The organism is Acidovorax sp. CCYZU-2555 (genome assembly GCF_018413525.1).
GTDB lineage: Bacteria > Pseudomonadota > Gammaproteobacteria > Burkholderiales > Burkholderiaceae_C > Comamonas.
The window spans coordinates 1-16,795 of the sequence record NZ_JAHCDD010000018.1; the positions used below are offsets into that span (position 1 = coordinate 1).

Here is a 16,795-nt window from a genome sequence, read left to right on the forward strand (position 1 = left end):
TGCTCAGGACGAACGGATTTTTAACGCCCGCTGTTTCTTTTGAACGCCTTGCGAGACCTCGTCTCGCTCACCCCGCGGCAATCGCATCCTCTGCGCCATGCCGCACAAAGCACTCATCAAGCTGCTCCATCCAGGCACGCTTGCGCGCCTCGCCGACGAAGCTGGCCTGCAGGCTGTTGCGCGCGAGCTGGTAGGCCTGGGCCGCGCCCATGCCGGTGGCGGCGAACAGCTGCTCGAAGTTCTCGTTGATGTAGCCGCCGAAATAGGCGGGGTCGTCGGAGTTGACCGTGACCATGAGGCCGGCTTCGAGCATCTGCGGCAGGTTGTGCTGGGCGAGATCGGGAAAGACCTGCAGCTTCTGGTTCGACAGCGGGCACACGGTCAGCGCGATTTGCTCGCGCGCCAGGCGCTGCATCAAGGCCTCGTCCTGCTGCGCCTGCACGCCATGGTCCACGCGCTCCACCTGCAAGGTGTCGAGCGCGCTCCAGATATAGGCCGGCGGGCCCTCTTCGCCCGCGTGGGCGACGAGATGCAGGCCGAGGTCGCGACACTGGGCGAACACGCGCGCGAACTTCTCGGGCGGGTGGCCCAGCTCGCTGCTGTCCAGGCCCACGCCGATGAAGCGGTCGCGCAGCGGCATGGCCTGGGCCAGCGTGGTGATCGCTTCCTCTTCGCTGAGGTGGCGCAGAAAGCACAGGATCAGCGCGCAGGAAATGCCCCAGTCGCGCTCCGAATCGCGGCTGGCGCGGTACAGGCCGTTGATCACCGACGCCATGGGCACGCCGCGCGCCGTATGGGTCTGCGGATCGAAGAAGATCTCGGCGTGCACCACATGGTCGCTGACCGCGCGCGCGAGATAGGCGCGCGCCATGTCGTAGAAGTCCTGCTCGTGCAGCAGCACGCTCGCGCCGGCGTAATAGATGTCGAGAAAGCTTTGCAGATCGGTGAACGCATAGGCGCTGCGCAGCGCCTCGACGTCGGCATAGGGCAGCTCGACCTGATTGCGTTGGGCCAGCGCGAAGATCAGTTCGGGCTCCAGCGAGCCTTCGATGTGGATATGCAGTTCGGCCTTGGGCATGTCGCGCAGCAGCGCCGTCAAGGAAGCATCGGTCAGGGCGTGGGGCATCAGCAGACTCCGAAGGAAATGCCGCGCGACTGGAGATAGCGGCGATAGGCGACCGACATGCGGTCGGCTGCGGAATTCAATTCTGCGCGCGAATCGAGCGGCAGGCATTTGGGTTGTTGCGACTCCAGCACCGGCTGGTCCTGGGTGAAGATGGTGTGCTGGAACGCCTGCAGCTGCGCGTCGGGCGTCTCGAAGTCGGCGACCGCGAGGCGAAACCACACGCGGCTGGTTTCGGGCGTGATCGGGCAGACGAACAGGCCTATCGATTCGTACCAGCCGTCCTTGCTCGTTCCCTCTTCTGGCAGCTTGTTGAGCAAGGCGGTGTAAGGATCGGTGACTTCGTAGGTGTAATGCACATCGGCCGCGGCCGTGGAATGCAGGTTCGACTGCGGCTGGCGCGCCTTGCAGTTGGTCGCCTTGACGCCCGTGGGCGTGGTCTCCACGCCATAGCGCTCCATGGCCGTGGCGTCGCGCGAGCCCAGCCAGCCTTCGTGCACGAAGCCGAAGTGCGACATGTCGAGAAAATTCTCGATGATGCGCGGCGCGCTCGCGGCCACATCGTAGGGGCCGCAGTTGAGCTTGCGCAGGCGCGCGTCATCTTCCGCGGGAAACTGCGGCAGCGGGGTCTCGGACACTTCGAGCTGCACCCAGACCAGGCCATGACGTTCCTGCACGGCGAAGCCGCGCACACAGTGCGCGGGCGGCGGCACGAAGTCGGGCACTGCGGGCACCAGCGCGCAATGGCCGTTGCCTTCGAATTGCCAGCCGTGATACGGGCATTCGAGCCGGTCGGCCTGCACGCGGCCCAGCGAAAGCCGCGCACCGCGGTGCGGGCAGCGGTCGACAAACGCGTGTACCTGCCCGGCCAGATCGCGCCACAGGACCAGGTCCTGTTCCAATAATTGCACGGCCAGCGGCGCATGCACGACGGCCTCGGCAAGAGCCACCGGGTGCCAGAGAGATTTTTCCATCGCGCCGAGTGTATGCGCCATGCAAAAGGGCTGCCGATGGCAGCCCTGATGACCTAGCGAAAAGGTAAATACTTACTTTTTGTCACCACCTGGGACGCTGCCTTCCACGCCCTTGACGTAGAAATTCACGCCCGAGAGGAACTTGTCATCGGCCACGGTGTCGGCTGCCACGACAGGCTTGCCGTCCTGGCCGGCGATGGGGCCCTTCCAGATCGTGAAGCTGCCGTCCTTGAGGCCGGCCTTGACTGCCTCGACCTTGGTCTTGATCTCGGCAGGCACGTCTTCGGCGATCGACACCAGATCGATCGCGCCTTCCTTCACGCCCCACCAGCTCGCGCCTGTGGCCCAGGTGCCGTCCAGCGCTTCCTTGGTCGCCTTGCTGTAGTAAGGCGCCCAGTTGATGATGGCCGAACCCAGGTGGGCCTTGGGGCCGTAGGCGGTCATGTCGGAATCCCAGCCGAACGCGCGCTTGCCCTTTTCCTGCGCGGTCTTGAGCACGGCGGGCGAATCGGTGTTCTGGAACAGCACGTCGGCGCCGCCGTTGATCAGCGACGTCGCGGCTTCGGTTTCCTTGGGCGGGCTGAACCATTCGTTGACCCAGACCACCTTGGTCGTGATCTTGGGGTTGACCGACTGCGCACCCAGCGTGAAGCTGTTGATGTTGCGGATCACTTCGGGAATCGGCACCGAGCCGACCACGCCCAGCGTGTTGCTCTTGGTCATCGCGCCCGCGATGATGCCGGCCAGGTACGCGCCTTCATAGGTGCGGCTGTCGTAGGTGCGCACGTTGGCCGCGGTCTTGTAGCCCGTGGCGTGCTCGAATTTCACGCCCGAGAAGTCGGGGGCGATCTTCTGCAGCGCTTCCATGTAGCCGAACGTGGTGCCGAAGATCAGCTTGTTGCCCTGGCCTGCCAGGTCGCGCAGCACGCGCTCGGCGTCCGGGCCTTCGGGCACGCTTTCGACATAGCTGGTCTGGATCTTGTCGCCGAACTCCTGTTCGAGCTTCTTGCGCGCCTGGTCGTGGGCAAACGACCAGCCGCCATCGCCCACAGGACCGACATACGCAAACGCGATCTTCAATGGCTCGGGCTTGGCCGCAGCCGCGGCTTCGGGCGCGGCAACCGGTGCCGGCGCGGGCTCTTCCTTCTTGCCGCAGCCGGCCAGGGCCGCAGCGGCAACGGCGGTCAGCGCCGCCAGCTTGAACATCGAGCGCTTGTGCAGATCAGTCATATTTCTTCCTTGGAAAAAAGCAAAGTCAAAACAACGGGAACAGGGCCTGAACCTGGCCCGGGGAGGCACGTCCTTGCCTGATCGCATGTATCAGCAAGTAACGTGCCTGGTCCGTGGTTTATTTGGCTGCGCCGGGCACGTTGCCGTCGATGCCTGCCACATAGAAGTTGATGCCGCTCAGGAAGGCATGGTCGCCGTTGGTGCCTTCGGCCAGCAGTTCCTTGCCGGCGTTGTCCTTGAGCGGGCCCTTCCAGATGTGGAACGTGCCTTCCTTGAGGCCGGCCTTGGCCGCAGCGACCTTGTCCTTCAGATCCTGGGGCACGTCTTCGGCGATGTTCACCAGGTCCATCGCGCCTTCCTTCACGCCCCACCAGTCCTGGCCCGTGCTCCAGGTGCCGGCCAGCGTGTCCTGCGTGATCTTCTTGTAGTACGGCAGCCAGTTGATTTCGGCCGAAGCCAGGTGGGCCTTGGGCGCGTAGGCGCTCATGTCCGAATCCTTGCCGAACGCGCGCACGCCGCGTTCCTGCGCGGTCTTGAGCACCGCGGGCGAGTTGGTGTTCTGGTAGAGCACGTCGACGCCGCCGTTGATCAGCGTGGTCGCGGCTTCCGATTCCTTCGGCGGGCTGAACCATTCGTTGACCCAGACCACGCGCGCCGTGATCTTGGGGTTCACGCTTTGCGCGCCCAGCACGTAGCTGTTGATGTTGCGCAGCACTTCGGGAATCGGCACCGAGGCGACCACGCCGATCTGGTTCGACTTGGTCATGCCGCCGGCGATGATGCCCGCCAGGTACGCGCCTTCGTAGGTGCGCGCGTCATAGGTGCGCACGTTGTCGGCGGTCTTGTAGCCCGTGGCGTGCTCGAACTTCACGCCCTTGCTGTCGGCAGCGACTTTCTGCACGGGTTCCATGTAGCCGAAGCTGGTGGCGAACACCAGCTTGTTGCCCTGGCCCACCATGTCGCGCAGCACGCGCTCGGCGTCCGGGCCTTCGGGCACGCTTTCGACCAGCGAGGTCTGGATCTTGTCGCCGAATTCGGCCTGCAGCGCCTGACGCGCCTTCTCATGCTGGAAAGTCCAGCCGCCGTCGCCCACCGGGCTCACGTACATGAAGCCGATCTTCAGCGGCTCGGCGGCAGCGGCTGCCACGGGAGCGGCAGCGGGCGCAACGGCCTCTTCTTTCTTGCCGCAGCCAGCCAGCACGGCCAGGCTCACGGCCGACAGCGCGGCGGCTTTGAGAAGGGAGCGTTTTTGCAGGTTCGTCATTCTTGTTCCTCGGATTGCTTGTTATGGAAAGGACCGCTTCAGGAGCCGGGGTAGAACGGCTTGCCCAGCGAGGCCGGCATGTTCGCACGAATCCAGGCCGGATTGCGCGAAATCAGCACCAGCACGACGATGGTCGCAAGGTAAGGCAGCATGCTCAGCAGCTGGCTCGCCAGTTGCACGCCCGACGCCTGAAGATGGAACTGCAGCATGGTGACGCCGCCGAAAAGGTAGGCGCCCAGCAGCACGCGCGCCGGCCGCCAGGTGGCGAAGGTGGTCAGCGCCAGCGCGATCCAGCCGCGGCCGGCGACCATGCCCTCGACCCACAGCGGCGTGTAGACCACGGAGATGAACGCCCCGGCCAGGCCGCACATCGCGCCGCCGAACATCACCGCCGCCAGGCGTATGCCGCGCACGTTGTAGCCCAGCGCATGCGCCGACTCGGGCGACTCGCCCACGGCGCGCAGCACCAGGCCGGCGCGCGAACGGTAGAGGAACCAGATCATCGCGATCGCCAGCAGCACCACGATGTAGACCAGCGGGTGGTGGCGAAACAGCGCCGGGCCCAGCAGCGGAATGTCGGCCAGACCGGGAATCGCGTACTTCGGCAGCTCGGGCAGCTTGGCCTGCACATAGTTGAGGCCGGCGAAGGCCGAGAAGCCCGCGCCGAACAGCGTCAGCGCCAGGCCGGTCGCCTGCTGGTTGGTGTTGAGCCAGATGACCAGCAGGCCGAACAGGCCCGCGAGCAGCGCACCGGCCAGCATGCCGGCGCCAAAGCCCACCCAGGTGTTGCCCGAGTGCACGACGGCCGCGAAGCCCGCGATCGCCGCGCACAGCATCATGCCTTCGGCGCCGAGGTTGATGATGCCGGCCTTCTCATTGATCAGCAGACCCAGCGCGGCCAGGGCCAGCACGGTGCCGGCGCTCAGCGTGGAGCCGAACAGCAATGCATACGACTCCATTACGCGCCTCCCTTGGTCACGGCCGCAGCCGCCGCACGCGGCGTGCGCTGCCAGCGCAGGCGGTAGGTCACCAGCGTGTCGCAGGCCAGCAGCGCGAACAGCAGCAGGCCCTGGAACACGCCGGTCAGGGATTTGGGCAGGCCCAGGCGCGACTGCGCGAGTTCACCACCGATATAGAACATGCTCATGAGAATGGCGGAGAAGATCATGCCCACGGGGTGCAGACGCCCGACGAAGGCCACGATGATGGCGGCGAAACCGTAGCCGGCGGGAACATAGGGGGTCAGCTGGCCCATGGGGCCGGCGACTTCGAGCGCGCCGGCAAGACCGGCCGCGCCACCCGAAATCAGCAGCGCGGTCCAGAGCGCGCGGCGCGAGGAAAAGCCCGCGTACAGCGCGGCGGCCGGCGCCAGGCCGCTGACCTGCTGGGCGAAGCCGGCGCGCGTGCGCGCCAGGAATGCCCACAGCAGGCCCGCGCCCAGCAGCGCCAGGATCACGCCGATGTTCATGCGCATGCCGTCGATCAGCTTGGGGATCTGCGTCACGCGTTCGAACGTCTTGCTCTGCGGGAAGTTGTAGCCCTGCGGGTCCTTCCAGGGGCCGTAGACCAGATAGCCCAGCACCAGGATGGCCACATAGACCAGCATCAGGCTGACCAGGGTTTCATTCGCGTTGAAGCGGTCGCGCAGGAAAGCCACGATGCCGGCCCAGACCATGCCGCCGAGCACGCCGGCGACGAGAATCGCCGGAACGATCCACGGCCCGGTGTTCTTGTCGGCCAGCAGCGCCAGCCCGCCCGCGGCGATCGCGCCCATGACGAACTGGCCTTCGGCGCCGATGTTCCAGACGTTGGAGCGAAAGCACACGGCCAGGCCCAGCGCCACGAGCAGCAGCGGCGTGGCCTTCATCACCAGCTCGCCCAGCGCGTAGCCCGACTTGATCGGCTCCCAGAAGAACGCCTGCAGGCCGCGCACCGGGTCCTTGCCCAGCAGCATGAACAGCACGACGCCGATCAGCACGGTGATCGCCAGCGCCAGCACGGGCGAGGCATAGGTCCAGACTTTCGAGACCTGGGCGCGGGGTTCGAGCTTAAGCATGCGAACCTCCCTGCGCGGCAGCGGGCGTTTCGGCATGCCACAGCCCGCTCATCCATTCGCCTATGCGCTGCACCGTGGCCTGGGCCCGGGGCACGGAAGGCGACAGCTGGCCCTTGGCCACGACATGCAGTCGATCACAGATTTCAAACAATTCGTCCAACTCCTCACTGAGCACCAGCACGGCGCAGCCCGCATCGCGCAGCGCCAGGATTTCGCCACGGATCTGCGCGGCCGCGCCCACGTCGACGCCCCAGGTCGGCTGCGAGATGATCAGCAGCTTGGGCTTGGCTTCGATTTCGCGGCCGACAATGAATTTCTGCAGGTTGCCGCCCGACAGCGACTTGGCCGCCGAATGCGGGCCGCCGGCCTTGACCTTGAAGCGCTCGATGATGCCGCGCGCCTGCTCCTGCAGGACATTCATGCGCAGCCAGCCGCCGCGGCCCACGGCGTCGTCGCGCGTGAGCAGCAGGTTGTGCGCCAGGCTCATCGACGGCACGGCGCCGCGGCCCAGCCGCTCCTCGGGAACGAAATGCAGGCCCAGCGCGCGGCGCTGGCGCGGCGACATGCGGCCCGCGGCCTGGCCCGAGACCTGGACCATGGCCGGCGCGGCGCGCCGGTCTTCGCCCGACAGGCTGTAGAGCAATTCCTTCTGGCCGTTGCCCGAGACGCCCGCGATGCCCACGACTTCGCCCGCGCGCACTTCGAAATCGATGCCCGCAAGGTCAACGCCAAAGTGATCGGTGCGCGCCAAGGTAAGGCCCTGCACGCGCAGCACGGTGTCGCCGGTGGCGACTTCACGGTGCGTCAGCGCGGGCGGCTCGGCGCCAATCATCAGCCGCGACAGCGAGGCATTGGACTCTTCGCCCGGGCGGCACACGCCCGTGACCTTGCCGCCGCGCAGCACCGTGCAGCTGTCGCACAGTTCGCGGATTTCATGCAGCTTGTGGCTGATATAGAGAATGCTGCAGCCTTCGGCCGCGAGCTTGCGCAGCACGATGAACAGCTTCTCGACGGCCTGGGGCGTGAGCACCGACGTGGGCTCGTCGAGAATCAGCACGCGCGGGCGCGTGAGCAGCGCGCGGATGATTTCGACGCGCTGCATTTCACCGACCGACAAGGTGTGTACCGGGCGCTGCGGGTCTATCGACATGCCGTAGAGGCTTGCGGTCTCCTCGATGCGGCGCACGACTTCGGCCAGCGCGATCTGCTTGTCGAGGCCCAGCCAGACGTTTTCCGCGACGGTCAGCGTGTCGAACAGGCTGAAGTGCTGGAACACCATGGCGATGCCCAACTGGCGCGCTTCCTGGGGATTGCGGATCTGCACCACCTTGCCATCGACCTGCAGCAGGCCTTCGTCGGGCTTGACCGAGCCGTAGATGATCTTCATCAGCGTCGACTTGCCTGCACCGTTTTCGCCCAGCACGGCGTGCACTTCGCCAGGCTGCACCGTCAGCGAGACTCCGCTGTTGGCCACGACGGCCGGGTAACGTTTGGTAATGCCCGTCAATTGCAAGCGCGGCGGTGTCATACCGGGCGCGGAATTTGTTTCAGGGGGATTCATGGGCGCGATTGTCTCTCAATTTCACAAACACATTCCATAAGATATCCTGCAAGTGCTTGCCTGGCTTAGTCAACAAGCTATTAAAAATATAGCAACAAAGTCCCGACTTGCATTGCCCGGCGCTGTCCTTTGCCTCATGCGCAGAGCCGTCAAGCAGGCCTGCAGGCACGGGGCATGCCGGGCAAACACAGCGCTGCCTGTGCGACGGCGCGCAATCGGCCAGTCTGCGGCAAGCAAAACCCGTGCGCATTGGTGCTTTACCGCATCGGGTGCGCGCCTCTCCGGTGCGGCACCGATGGACTCCGGCCGCGCGGCGCATGAAAATTGCTAGTAAACAAAGCCATGGCACCATGGCCACAACCCTTCGATGTTTTCCACCGCTGCTTTCCCACGTTGATCCATGACCCTCTCTGTCCTGCAATTCATACGCCGCGGCCAGACCGTGACACTGCACGATGTGCCGCCCGAACGCACGCTTCTTGAAGTGCTGCGCGAAGACCTGGGCTGCACCGGCACCAAGGAAGGCTGTGCCGAAGGCGATTGCGGCGCCTGCACGGTGGTGATCGGCGAAGCCGTCGCCGCGCCCGAAGGCGAGCAATTGCGCTATTCGGCGATCAACAGCTGCATACGCCTCGCGCATTCGGTGCAAGGCCTGGCGCTGTGGACCGTCGAAGACCTCACACGCGACCCATTGATCGCGCGCGCCGCGCCCACCGACATCCACCCGGCGCAGTCGGCGATGGTCAGCTGCCATGGCTCGCAATGCGGCTTTTGCACGCCGGGCTTCGTCATGAGCCTGTTCGGCATGTACCAGAACCGCGTATGCCAGGGCCAGGCCATCAGCCGCGAACAGGCCCAGCATGACCTGTCGGGCAATCTGTGCCGCTGCACCGGCTACCGCCCCATTCTCGACGCGGCCCAGCAGATGGCAGACCTGCCGCGCGCCCAGGTCGACGAAGCCGCGCTGCTCGCCCAGCTGAAGAAGCTGCCAGCGCCCCCGCTGGAAGGCGCCGACTATCTCGCGCCGCGCACGCTGGCCGAGCTGCTGCAGGCACGCGCCGACCACCCGCAGGCGCAGATCGTCGCCGGCGGCACCGATGTGGGTCTTTGGGTCACCAAGCAGTTCCGCGAATTCGGCAAGGTGCTCGATGTGACGCGCGTGGCCGAACTGCGCGCCATAGACGCCAGCGGCGAGCAACTGGTGATAGGCGCGGCAGCGACGCTGACCCAGGCCTTCGCGGCCCTGCAGGCGCTGTGGCCGCAGCTCGATGAATTCGCCGCGCGCTTCGCGGGCCTGCCGGTGCGCAATGCGGGCACGCTGGGCGGCAATGTCGCCAACGGCTCGCCCATAGGCGACTCGATGCCGCTGCTGATCGCGCTGGGCGCCCAGGTCGTGCTGGCCAGCCTGCGTGGCGAGCGCCATCTGGCGATCGAAGATTTCTACACCGGCTACCGCAAGAACCAGCTGGCCGCCGACGAAGTGCTGGTGCGCATCGAAGTGCCCAAGCCGCGCGCCGGCCAGCTGCTGCGCGCCTACAAGGTCTCCAAGCGCACCGACGACGACATTTCCGCGGTCTGCCTGGCCATACAGCTCACGCTGCTGGACGGCCAGGTGCAGACGGCGTCCATTGGCGTGGGCGGGGTCGCCGCCACGCCGGTGCGCGCGCGCGCCACCGAAGCCGTGCTGGCCGGCGCGCCCTGGAACGAAACCAGCGTGGCCCAGGCCGCAGACACCCTGCGCCACGAATTCCAGCCGCTGTCCGACATGCGCGCCAGCGGCGAATACCGCCGCGCGCTGCTGGCCCATCTGCTCGAACGCTACTGGCTTGAAAGCACGGGCTCGGGCAGCGTGCTCGCCACCCTGACTCCACTGGCGCAAGCCGCAGCGGTCCAGAAAGCCCCGGTATGAAAGTCCCCGCCCCGCTCTGCCCCGAAGTCGCCACGGCCATCGCGCCCGAGCGCCCGCTGCCCGCCATGGGCCAGTCGCATGTGCATGAAAGCGCCCAGGCCCAGGTGCTGGGCACGGTGCACTACATCGACGATCTGCCCGAAGTCAAAGGCACGCTCTACGCCGCGCCCATTCTTTCGAAAGTCGCGCACGGCCATCTGCGCGGCGTCGACAGCCAGGCGGCACTGCTGCTGCGCGGCGTGCGCGGCGTGGTGCTCGCGGCCGACGTCCCCGGCGACAAGCTGCTGGCCGCGTTCGGCCATGACGAGCCGGTGTTCGCGCTCGACAGCGTGCAGCATGTGGGCCAGGTCATAGGCCTGGTGGTCGCAGGCAGCATGCGCCAGGCACGCCGCGCCGCGCGCCTGGTCGAATGCGATATCGAAGCCCTGCCCGCGGTGCTCGACGTGCACAGCGCGCATGCCCAGCAAAGCTATGTGCTGCCGCCGGTGTTCGTGCGCCGCGGCGATGCCCAGGGCGCGCTGATGCGCAGCACGCACCGCCTCGGCGGCCGGCTCGAAGTCGGCGGCCAGGAGCATTTCTATCTCGAAGGCCAGATCGCCTATGCGCTGCCGCTGGAGCAAGACCAGTGGCAGATCCTGTCGAGCACCCAGCACCCGGGCGAGGTGCAGCACTGGGTCGCGCATGCGCTGGGCCTCGAGAACCACGCGGTCAAGGTCGAATGCCGGCGCATGGGCGGCGGCTTCGGCGGCAAGGAAACCCAGGCCGGCCACCTCGCGGTCTGGGCCGCCGTGGCGGCGCACAAGTTCGGCTGCCCGGTCAAGCTGCGGCTGGACCGCGACGACGACTTCATGATCACCGGCAAGCGCCACCCGTTCGCCTACGAGTACGACGTGGGCTTCGACGACAGCGGCCGCATCACCGGGCTGCAGCTCGAGATGCTGGTCAACTGCGGTTTCTCGGCCGACCTGTCTGGCCCGGTCGCCGACCGCGCTATCTTCCACGCCGACAACGCCTATTTCCTCAGCGACGTCGAGATCGCCTCGTACCGCTGCAAGACCAATACCCAGAGCCATACCGCCTTCCGCGGCTTCGGCGGGCCCCAGGGCGTGATCGTCATCGAGGCCATCATGGGCGACATCGCGCGCCAGCTGGGCCTTGATGCGTTCGACGTGCGCCTGCACAACCTCTACGACGCCGACCCGCAGGGCGCGCGCAGCCTCACGCATTACCAGATGCGCGTGGAAGACAACATCCTGCACGCGCTGCTGCCCACGCTCGCCGCGTCGGCCGACTACCGCGCGCGCCAGGCGGAGATCACGGCCTGGAACGCGGGCCAGCCCATCATCAAGCGCGGCCTGGCGATCACGCCCGTCAAGTTCGGCATCAGCTTCACGGCGACGCTGTTCAATCAGGCGGGCGCGCTGGTCCATGTCTACACCGACGGCAGCGTGCAAGTGAACCATGGCGGCACCGAAATGGGCCAGGGCCTGAACACCAAGGTCGCGCAGATCGTCGCCGACGAACTGGGCGTGCCGCTGGCGCGCGTGCTGGTCACGGCCAGCGACACCAGCAAGATTCCGAATGCCAGCGCCACGGCCGCATCGAGCGGCACCGATCTGAACGGCCGCGCGGCGCAGTACGCGGCGCGCACCGTGCGCAACAACCTCGCGGCGTTCGTCGCCGGGCTGGACCACTGCGGCGCGGGCGCGGTCGATTTCGTCGGCGGCCTGGTGCGCACGCCCAAGAGCGAACGCCGCTGGGAAGACGTGGTCGGCGAAGCCTTCGCCAACCGCATTCAGCTGTGGAGCGACGGCTTCTATCGCACGCCCAAGATCCACTACGACAAGCACACGCTCACGGGCCGGCCGTTCTACTACTTCGCGTATGGCGCGGCCTGCACCGAAGTCGCGATCGACACGCTGACCGGCGAGAGCCGCGTGCTGCGCGTCGACATCCTGCACGACGTGGGCCACAGCATCAACCCGGCGATCGACGTGGGCCAGATCGAGGGCGGCTTCGTGCAAGGCATGGGCTGGCTCACCACCGAACAGCTGGTCTGGAACGACAAGGGCCTGCTGACCACGCACGCGCCCAGCACCTACAAGATTCCGACGGCCGGCGACATTCCCGCGCATTTCCGTGTAGACCTGTGGCCCGAAGCCAACCGCGAAGACAACGTGGGCGGCAGCAAGGCCGTGGGCGAGCCGCCGTTCATGCTCGCGATCAGCGTCTACGAAGCCCTGCGCAACGCGATCGCCGCGACGCGCAGCGGCATGCTGGCGCAGCAGCCCCTGGCGCTCACCGCGCCGGCGACGGCGGAGAATGTGTTGCGGGCGCTGGGGAGGGTTTAGGGACGGGCGCTCAACCCGGCGCCACCTTCTCCGCCAACGCATCGGAATGCTGATGCACGCGCCCACGGCCCTGGCGCTTGGCTTCGTAGCAGGCCATGTCGGCCGCGTGCAGCATGGCCGCGATGCCGGGGCGCTGGGCGTCGAGCACCACCATGCCTATGCTCACGCCCAGCCAGAAGCGCTGGCCCTGGTATGAGGCCTCCCAGGCGCTGATGGCCTGGCACAGCTGGTCGGCCTGGGCCCGGCCTTCGCGGGCGCTGGCGTCGGGCAGCAGCACCGCGAATTCATCGCCGCCCAGGCGTGCCACCGCGCCCGGGTGGCGCACCAGCGTCTCGAGCAGGCGCGCGAAATGGCATAGCAAGGCATCGCCCGCGTCGTGGCCGGCAAGATCGTTGACGCTGGCGAAATGGTCGAGATCGAGAAACAGCAGCACGCCGCCAAGGCTTTGCCCCGGTGCGGGCCAGGCTTCGCCTGCAACCTGCGTGGGCCTGCGGCGTTCATCAAGCCAATGCTGCAGCCACAGCGTCAAGGCTTCGCGGTTGGGCAGTTGCGTCAAGGCGTCGTGCTGGGCCTGCCATTGCGGCTGGGTACGCGCTTCGCGCTGATCGGTCACGTCCCTGACCATCCAGACCACGGCCGCGCCCGCGCCGGCTTCGCGCCGCAGCGCCGGAGTCACGCGCCGCCCCTGCATGCGCAGCCACACCGGGCTGCCGTTCTTGCGCATCAGGCAGACTTCGCCGTCAAACTGGCCGTAGGCGCGTATCTCCCAATCGATGCGCTCCATCAGCCGGCGGTGTTCGGCATCGCTGGCGCAGAGCTGGCGTATCGGATAGCCCTGCAGCTCCAGCGGCTCGTAGCCCAGCATGCGCGCGGCCTGCGTGCCCAGCAGTTCGACGCGGTCGTGGCGCGTGACCACGATGGCCACCGGCGCCTCTTCGAGAATGGTCACGGTCTGCGCCTGAAAGCGCGCCGCACGGCGTGCCTGCGTATCGCGCTGGCGCGACAGCGCATGCAGCGCGCGCCACAGCACCGCGACTTCGCCCCATGCATGGGACAGCGCGGGCATGCGCGCCAGCCGCGGCGCGCCCCCGGGTGCATGGCGCTGCAGCATCTGCGCCGCGCGCGCCGTGAGTTCCATCCAGGGCTGGGCCAGCAGCACCATGATCGCCGCGGCCAGCAGCGCCAGCAGCGCGGCTCCCAACAGCGCCGCGCTGCCCCAGCCCGCAAGCCCCCACAGCGGCGGCGCGTCGAGCCGCGTGACGCGCACCAGAAACCACTGCGGCAGCGGCATGCCGGCCAGCGTGTAGAGATAGTCGCCCTGGGCGAGGCTGCTGCTGCGGATCTGCACCGGCAACTGCTGCTGCAGCGTGCGCACGAAAGGTACGCCCAGACCGATTTCGTCGCGCACATGGCCCAGCCAGCGCGCGGGATTGGAGTGGGCCACGATGGCGCCATCGGGCGCGACCAGCATCAGCCGGCTCGCGTTCCAGCTGTCGGCGGCCGCGGGCGGCAGCAGCGCCTGCGACGACAGCCGCATGCCGCCGGCCATCACGCCTATGACTTCGCCATCGCCGGTGCGCAGCGGCGCGGTGAACAGCAGCCGCAAGTCGTCGCTCTCGGCCTGCAGCACCGTGCCGACCATGGGCTTGCCGCCGGCCAGCGTGCGCCGCAGCAGCTCGCGTTCATTGGCATCGAGCGATTCGAGCGGGCGGTCCTTGCCGGCGCGCATATAGGCCATGAGCCGGCCGTCGGCCAGTGCCACGCTCACCGAATCGAACCAGTCGACCAGCGGCAGTTCTTCGTGCAGCGCGCGCGCCAGCGCCTGGGTGTCTTGCAAGCGCTTGAGGGGCATGGAGTCGGCGAGCGTCAGCAGCACTTTCTGCTGCTGCTCGACACGCGCGGCCAGCAGGCGCGCGACCAGTTCGACTTCATCGGTCTGCTGGTCGCCGGCATGCGCCTGCGACTCCTGCACCACGCCGCGATGCACATACCAGGCACTGCCCGCGCTGGCCAGCAGCACGCTCACGACCATGAGCAGCAGCAGGCAACGCAACAGCGCTCCCAGCCGAGCACGCGGCAGCAAACGGCCTTCGTCGGAGAGGCCTGCGGCACGGGAAAGATCGGCATCAAGGGCCATGAGCGTAGAGCGAACCAATGTGCAGCCAATATAAGCAGCGGTTTTGGTCGGCCCTAGGGGTGGAACCCTCATACCTCGATGAAAACATTTGTAACCCGTCGGCCCGCCGACAGTCGGCCTGGCGCAGGCTCAGGGCAGGCGACCTGCCAACTCGCGCAAGGCCTCGGGGCTGGGCAGCGCCAGTTGATTGCCCCGGCCCGCAATCAGGCCCTGGTCGCGCAGCCGGCCCAGCGCGCGTGAGAAAGTTTCGGGCGCGATGCCCAGCTGCGCGGCGATCTGGCGCTTGCGCTCGCCCAGCAGCACCTGCAGCCCGCCTTCGGGCGCGGCCTGCGCGTGCTGCAGCAACCATTGCGCGCAGCGGCCTTCGGCGTCCTGCAGCAGGCGGCTGATCGCCAGGTCGGTCTGCGCACAATAGGCCTGGGCCATGTCGTCGACCAGGCCGCGCAACAGCGGCGGCAAGTCCTTCAGGCCGGCTTCGAACGTGCGCAGCGGCACGCGGCGCAGCTGGACCGCGCCTTCGGCGACCATGTCCAGGCCGCAGCTGCGTCCGCGCAGCACAAAGGCCGCGTCCAGCCAGGCCGGGCCCTCCACCACTCCAAGCCGATGGCGCAATCCGCCCTGCGCTTGGCGTATGCCCAGCGCGACCCGGCCGCTGTCGAGGTACAGCACGTCTTCGCTGCGCACGGCGCGCGCGCGCAGCAGGGCGCCGGCGCAGCGCCGCTCAGCCGGAGAGAAAACTTCGATGCGGGACAAGGGCAACATGCGGCCACTGTGCCGCAGCGCGCCCGCCGACGAGTTGCGCCAGGTCAAGAATCCTGTGCGTCGGCGCCCAGAATCAGCAGCGCGCGGAAATCGTTGACGTTGGTGAACGTGGGGCCGGTGACCACCAGATCGTCAAGACCGTTGAAATAGGTCCAGGCGTCGTTGCGGTCGAGATGGTCCTGCACCGACAGCGCCAGGCCCTTGGCCCGCGCCAGCGTATCGGGCGAGACCAGCGCGCCCGCATTGTTCTCCACGCCGTCTATGCCGTCGGTATCGGCCGCGAGCGCCCAGACGCCGGCCTGGCCTTGCAGCGCCTGGGCCAGGCCCAGACAGAACTCGCCCGCGCGCCCGCCCCGGCCCTTGGCCGCGCCGGGCTGGCGCGCACGCACCGTGACCGTGGTCTCGCCGCCGCTGAGCAGCACGCAAGGCGTCTTGAACGGCTGGAAAGCCTGGCCCGGGCGCGCCACGGCGCGTGCCAGCGCCGCGTGCACCCGGCCCACTTCGCGCGACTCGCCTTCGATTTCATCGCTGAGCACCCAGGCATCGATGCCCGCGGCGCGCGCCCGGGCCGCGGCGGCTTCGAGCGCCTGCTGGGGCGCTGAAATCACCGCCAGCGTGTGGCCTGCGAAACAGGCGTCGCCGGGCTTGGGCGTTTCGAGCGCACCGCCTTGCAGCGCCGCGCGCACGCTGTCGGGCAAGGCAATGCCCAGCCGGTCGATGATGGCCAGCGCCTGCGCGCAGGTGCCCGCATCGGCCACGGTAGGCCCGCTGGCGATGGTTGCGGGGTCGTCGCCGGGCACATCGCTGATGGTCAGCGTGACCACGCGCGCCGGCGCGCAGGCCGCGGCCAGCCGGCCGCCCTTGATGCGCGACAGATGCTTGCGCACGCAGTTCATTTCGGCGATATCGGCGCCGCTTTCGAGCAATTGCCGATTGATGCGCTGCTTGTCTTCGAGCGTGAGGCCTTCGGCAGGCAGCGTCAGCAGCGAAGAGCCGCCGCCCGAGATCAGGCACAGCACCAGATCGTCGGCCGTCAGGCCCTGAACCAGCGCCAGAATGCGTTCCGCGGCGCGCATGCCGGCCGCGTCGGGCACGGGGTGCGAGGCTTCGACGACTTCGATGCGTTCGGCCAGGCCCGCGGGGCGCTCGGGTATGTGGTCATAACGCGTCACGACCAGGCCGGTCAGCGCGGCGTCGGCGGGCCACAGCGCCTCGACGGCCTGGGCCATCGAAGCGCCCGCCTTGCCCGCGCCTATCACCACCGTGCGGCCGCGCGGCGGCGCGGGCAGGTGCTCGGCGATCGCATGCAGCGGCAGCGCGCTGCGCACCGCCGTGGCGAAAAGGGCATTCAGGAATTCGCGCGGCTGCCGGTGTGGATCGGGCAGCGCGCTTGTCTCGTCAGGAGTTGTTGTAGTCATGGCCCCAGAT

At 67.6% G+C, this 16,795-nt stretch carries 12 protein-coding genes; 2 read left to right on the plus strand and 10 right to left on the minus strand.

The features are described 5' to 3' along the window. Window positions 1-67: 67 nt before the first annotated feature. The 7 genes from KHY18_RS08485 to KHY18_RS08515 form a co-directional block, all read right to left on the minus strand. On the minus strand, window positions 68-1,126 hold the full coding sequence (locus KHY18_RS08485; RefSeq protein ID WP_213297980.1) for an adenosine deaminase: 1,059 nt from the start codon (window positions 1,124-1,126) through the stop codon (window positions 68-70). Continuing rightward, complete coding sequence (locus KHY18_RS08490) at window positions 1,126-2,097, minus strand: aromatic ring-hydroxylating dioxygenase subunit alpha (protein WP_213297983.1); 972 nt, start codon at window positions 2,095-2,097, stop codon at window positions 1,126-1,128. Before KHY18_RS08490 ends, KHY18_RS08485 begins: the two co-directional genes overlap by 1 nt. A 72-nt stretch (window positions 2,098-2,169) precedes the next feature. Next, a complete protein-coding gene (locus KHY18_RS08495; protein WP_213297986.1) occupies window positions 2,170-3,327 on the minus strand; it encodes a BMP family ABC transporter substrate-binding protein in 1,158 nt (385 codons plus the stop codon). Between the two features lie 118 nt (window positions 3,328-3,445). Then, window positions 3,446-4,591 (minus strand): BMP family ABC transporter substrate-binding protein, encoded by a 1,146-nt coding sequence (locus tag KHY18_RS08500; RefSeq protein WP_213297989.1) that lies wholly within the window; start codon window positions 4,589-4,591, stop codon window positions 3,446-3,448. Window positions 4,592-4,629: 38 nt separating this feature from the next. Then, on the minus strand, window positions 4,630-5,550 hold the full coding sequence (locus KHY18_RS08505; protein ID WP_213297992.1) for an ABC transporter permease: 921 nt from the start codon (window positions 5,548-5,550) through the stop codon (window positions 4,630-4,632). Beyond that, the gene (locus KHY18_RS08510; protein ID WP_213297996.1) at window positions 5,550-6,647 is read right to left on the minus strand and encodes an ABC transporter permease; all 1,098 of its coding nucleotides are present in this window, start codon (window positions 6,645-6,647) and stop codon (window positions 5,550-5,552) included. Before KHY18_RS08510 ends, KHY18_RS08505 begins: the two co-directional genes overlap by 1 nt. Then, entirely contained in the window at window positions 6,640-8,208 is a 1,569-nt protein-coding gene (locus KHY18_RS08515) for an ABC transporter ATP-binding protein (protein ID WP_213297999.1), read from the minus strand. The genes KHY18_RS08510 and KHY18_RS08515 overlap by 8 nt, the downstream gene beginning before the upstream one ends. A 400-nt stretch (window positions 8,209-8,608) precedes the next feature. Here KHY18_RS08515 and xdhA point away from each other — a divergent pair, with 400 nt between their 5' ends. Then, window positions 8,609-10,117, plus strand: a complete 1,509-nt coding sequence (gene xdhA, locus KHY18_RS08520; RefSeq protein ID WP_213298001.1) for a xanthine dehydrogenase small subunit — start codon at window positions 8,609-8,611, stop codon at window positions 10,115-10,117. Between the two features lie 65 nt (window positions 10,118-10,182). Further along, window positions 10,183-12,468: a xanthine dehydrogenase molybdopterin binding subunit gene (gene xdhB / locus KHY18_RS08525; protein WP_249728997.1), complete on the plus strand. Its 2,286-nt coding sequence runs from the start codon at window positions 10,183-10,185 to the stop codon at window positions 12,466-12,468. Between the two features lie 10 nt (window positions 12,469-12,478). On the opposite strand, the gene KHY18_RS08530 is transcribed toward xdhB, so the two are convergent. The 3 genes from KHY18_RS08530 to KHY18_RS08540 form a co-directional block, all read right to left on the minus strand. Next, window positions 12,479-14,605 carry a sensor domain-containing diguanylate cyclase gene (locus KHY18_RS08530; RefSeq protein WP_213298006.1) on the minus strand — a complete coding sequence of 709 codons (2,127 nt, stop codon included), beginning with the start codon at window positions 14,603-14,605 and terminating at the stop codon, window positions 12,479-12,481. Between the two features lie 129 nt (window positions 14,606-14,734). Next, window positions 14,735-15,367 (minus strand): Crp/Fnr family transcriptional regulator, encoded by a 633-nt coding sequence (locus KHY18_RS08535; RefSeq protein ID WP_213298009.1) that lies wholly within the window; start codon window positions 15,365-15,367, stop codon window positions 14,735-14,737. A gap of 44 nt (window positions 15,368-15,411) precedes the next feature. After that, the gene (locus tag KHY18_RS08540; protein WP_213298012.1) at window positions 15,412-16,785 is read right to left on the minus strand and encodes a glycerate kinase type-2 family protein; all 1,374 of its coding nucleotides are present in this window, start codon (window positions 16,783-16,785) and stop codon (window positions 15,412-15,414) included. Window positions 16,786-16,795: the final 10 nt, after the last annotated feature.

Bases quoted from the DNA above. Each gene is read 5' to 3' on its own strand.
- KHY18_RS08540 (WP_213298012.1), bottom strand. From the start codon at position 16,785: ATGACTACAACAACTCCTGACGAGACAAGCGCGCTGCCCGATCCACAC.
- KHY18_RS08485 (WP_213297980.1), bottom strand. From the start codon at position 1,126: ATGCCCCACGCCCTGACCGATGCTTCCTTGACGGCGCTGCTGCGCGAC.
- KHY18_RS08530 (WP_213298006.1), bottom strand. From the start codon at position 14,605: ATGGCCCTTGATGCCGATCTTTCCCGTGCCGCAGGCCTCTCCGACGAA.
- KHY18_RS08505 (WP_213297992.1), bottom strand. From the start codon at position 5,550: ATGGAGTCGTATGCATTGCTGTTCGGCTCCACGCTGAGCGCCGGCACC.
- xdhB (WP_249728997.1), top strand. From the start codon at position 10,183: ATGGGCCAGTCGCATGTGCATGAAAGCGCCCAGGCCCAGGTGCTGGGC.
- KHY18_RS08510 (WP_213297996.1), bottom strand. From the start codon at position 6,647: ATGCTTAAGCTCGAACCCCGCGCCCAGGTCTCGAAAGTCTGGACCTAT.
- KHY18_RS08495 (WP_213297986.1), bottom strand. From the start codon at position 3,327: ATGACTGATCTGCACAAGCGCTCGATGTTCAAGCTGGCGGCGCTGACC.
- KHY18_RS08535 (WP_213298009.1), bottom strand. From the start codon at position 15,367: ATGTTGCCCTTGTCCCGCATCGAAGTTTTCTCTCCGGCTGAGCGGCGC.
- xdhA (WP_213298001.1), top strand. From the start codon at position 8,609: ATGACCCTCTCTGTCCTGCAATTCATACGCCGCGGCCAGACCGTGACA.
- KHY18_RS08515 (WP_213297999.1), bottom strand. From the start codon at position 8,208: ATGAATCCCCCTGAAACAAATTCCGCGCCCGGTATGACACCGCCGCGC.
- KHY18_RS08500 (WP_213297989.1), bottom strand. From the start codon at position 4,591: ATGACGAACCTGCAAAAACGCTCCCTTCTCAAAGCCGCCGCGCTGTCG.
- KHY18_RS08490 (WP_213297983.1), bottom strand. From the start codon at position 2,097: ATGGAAAAATCTCTCTGGCACCCGGTGGCTCTTGCCGAGGCCGTCGTG.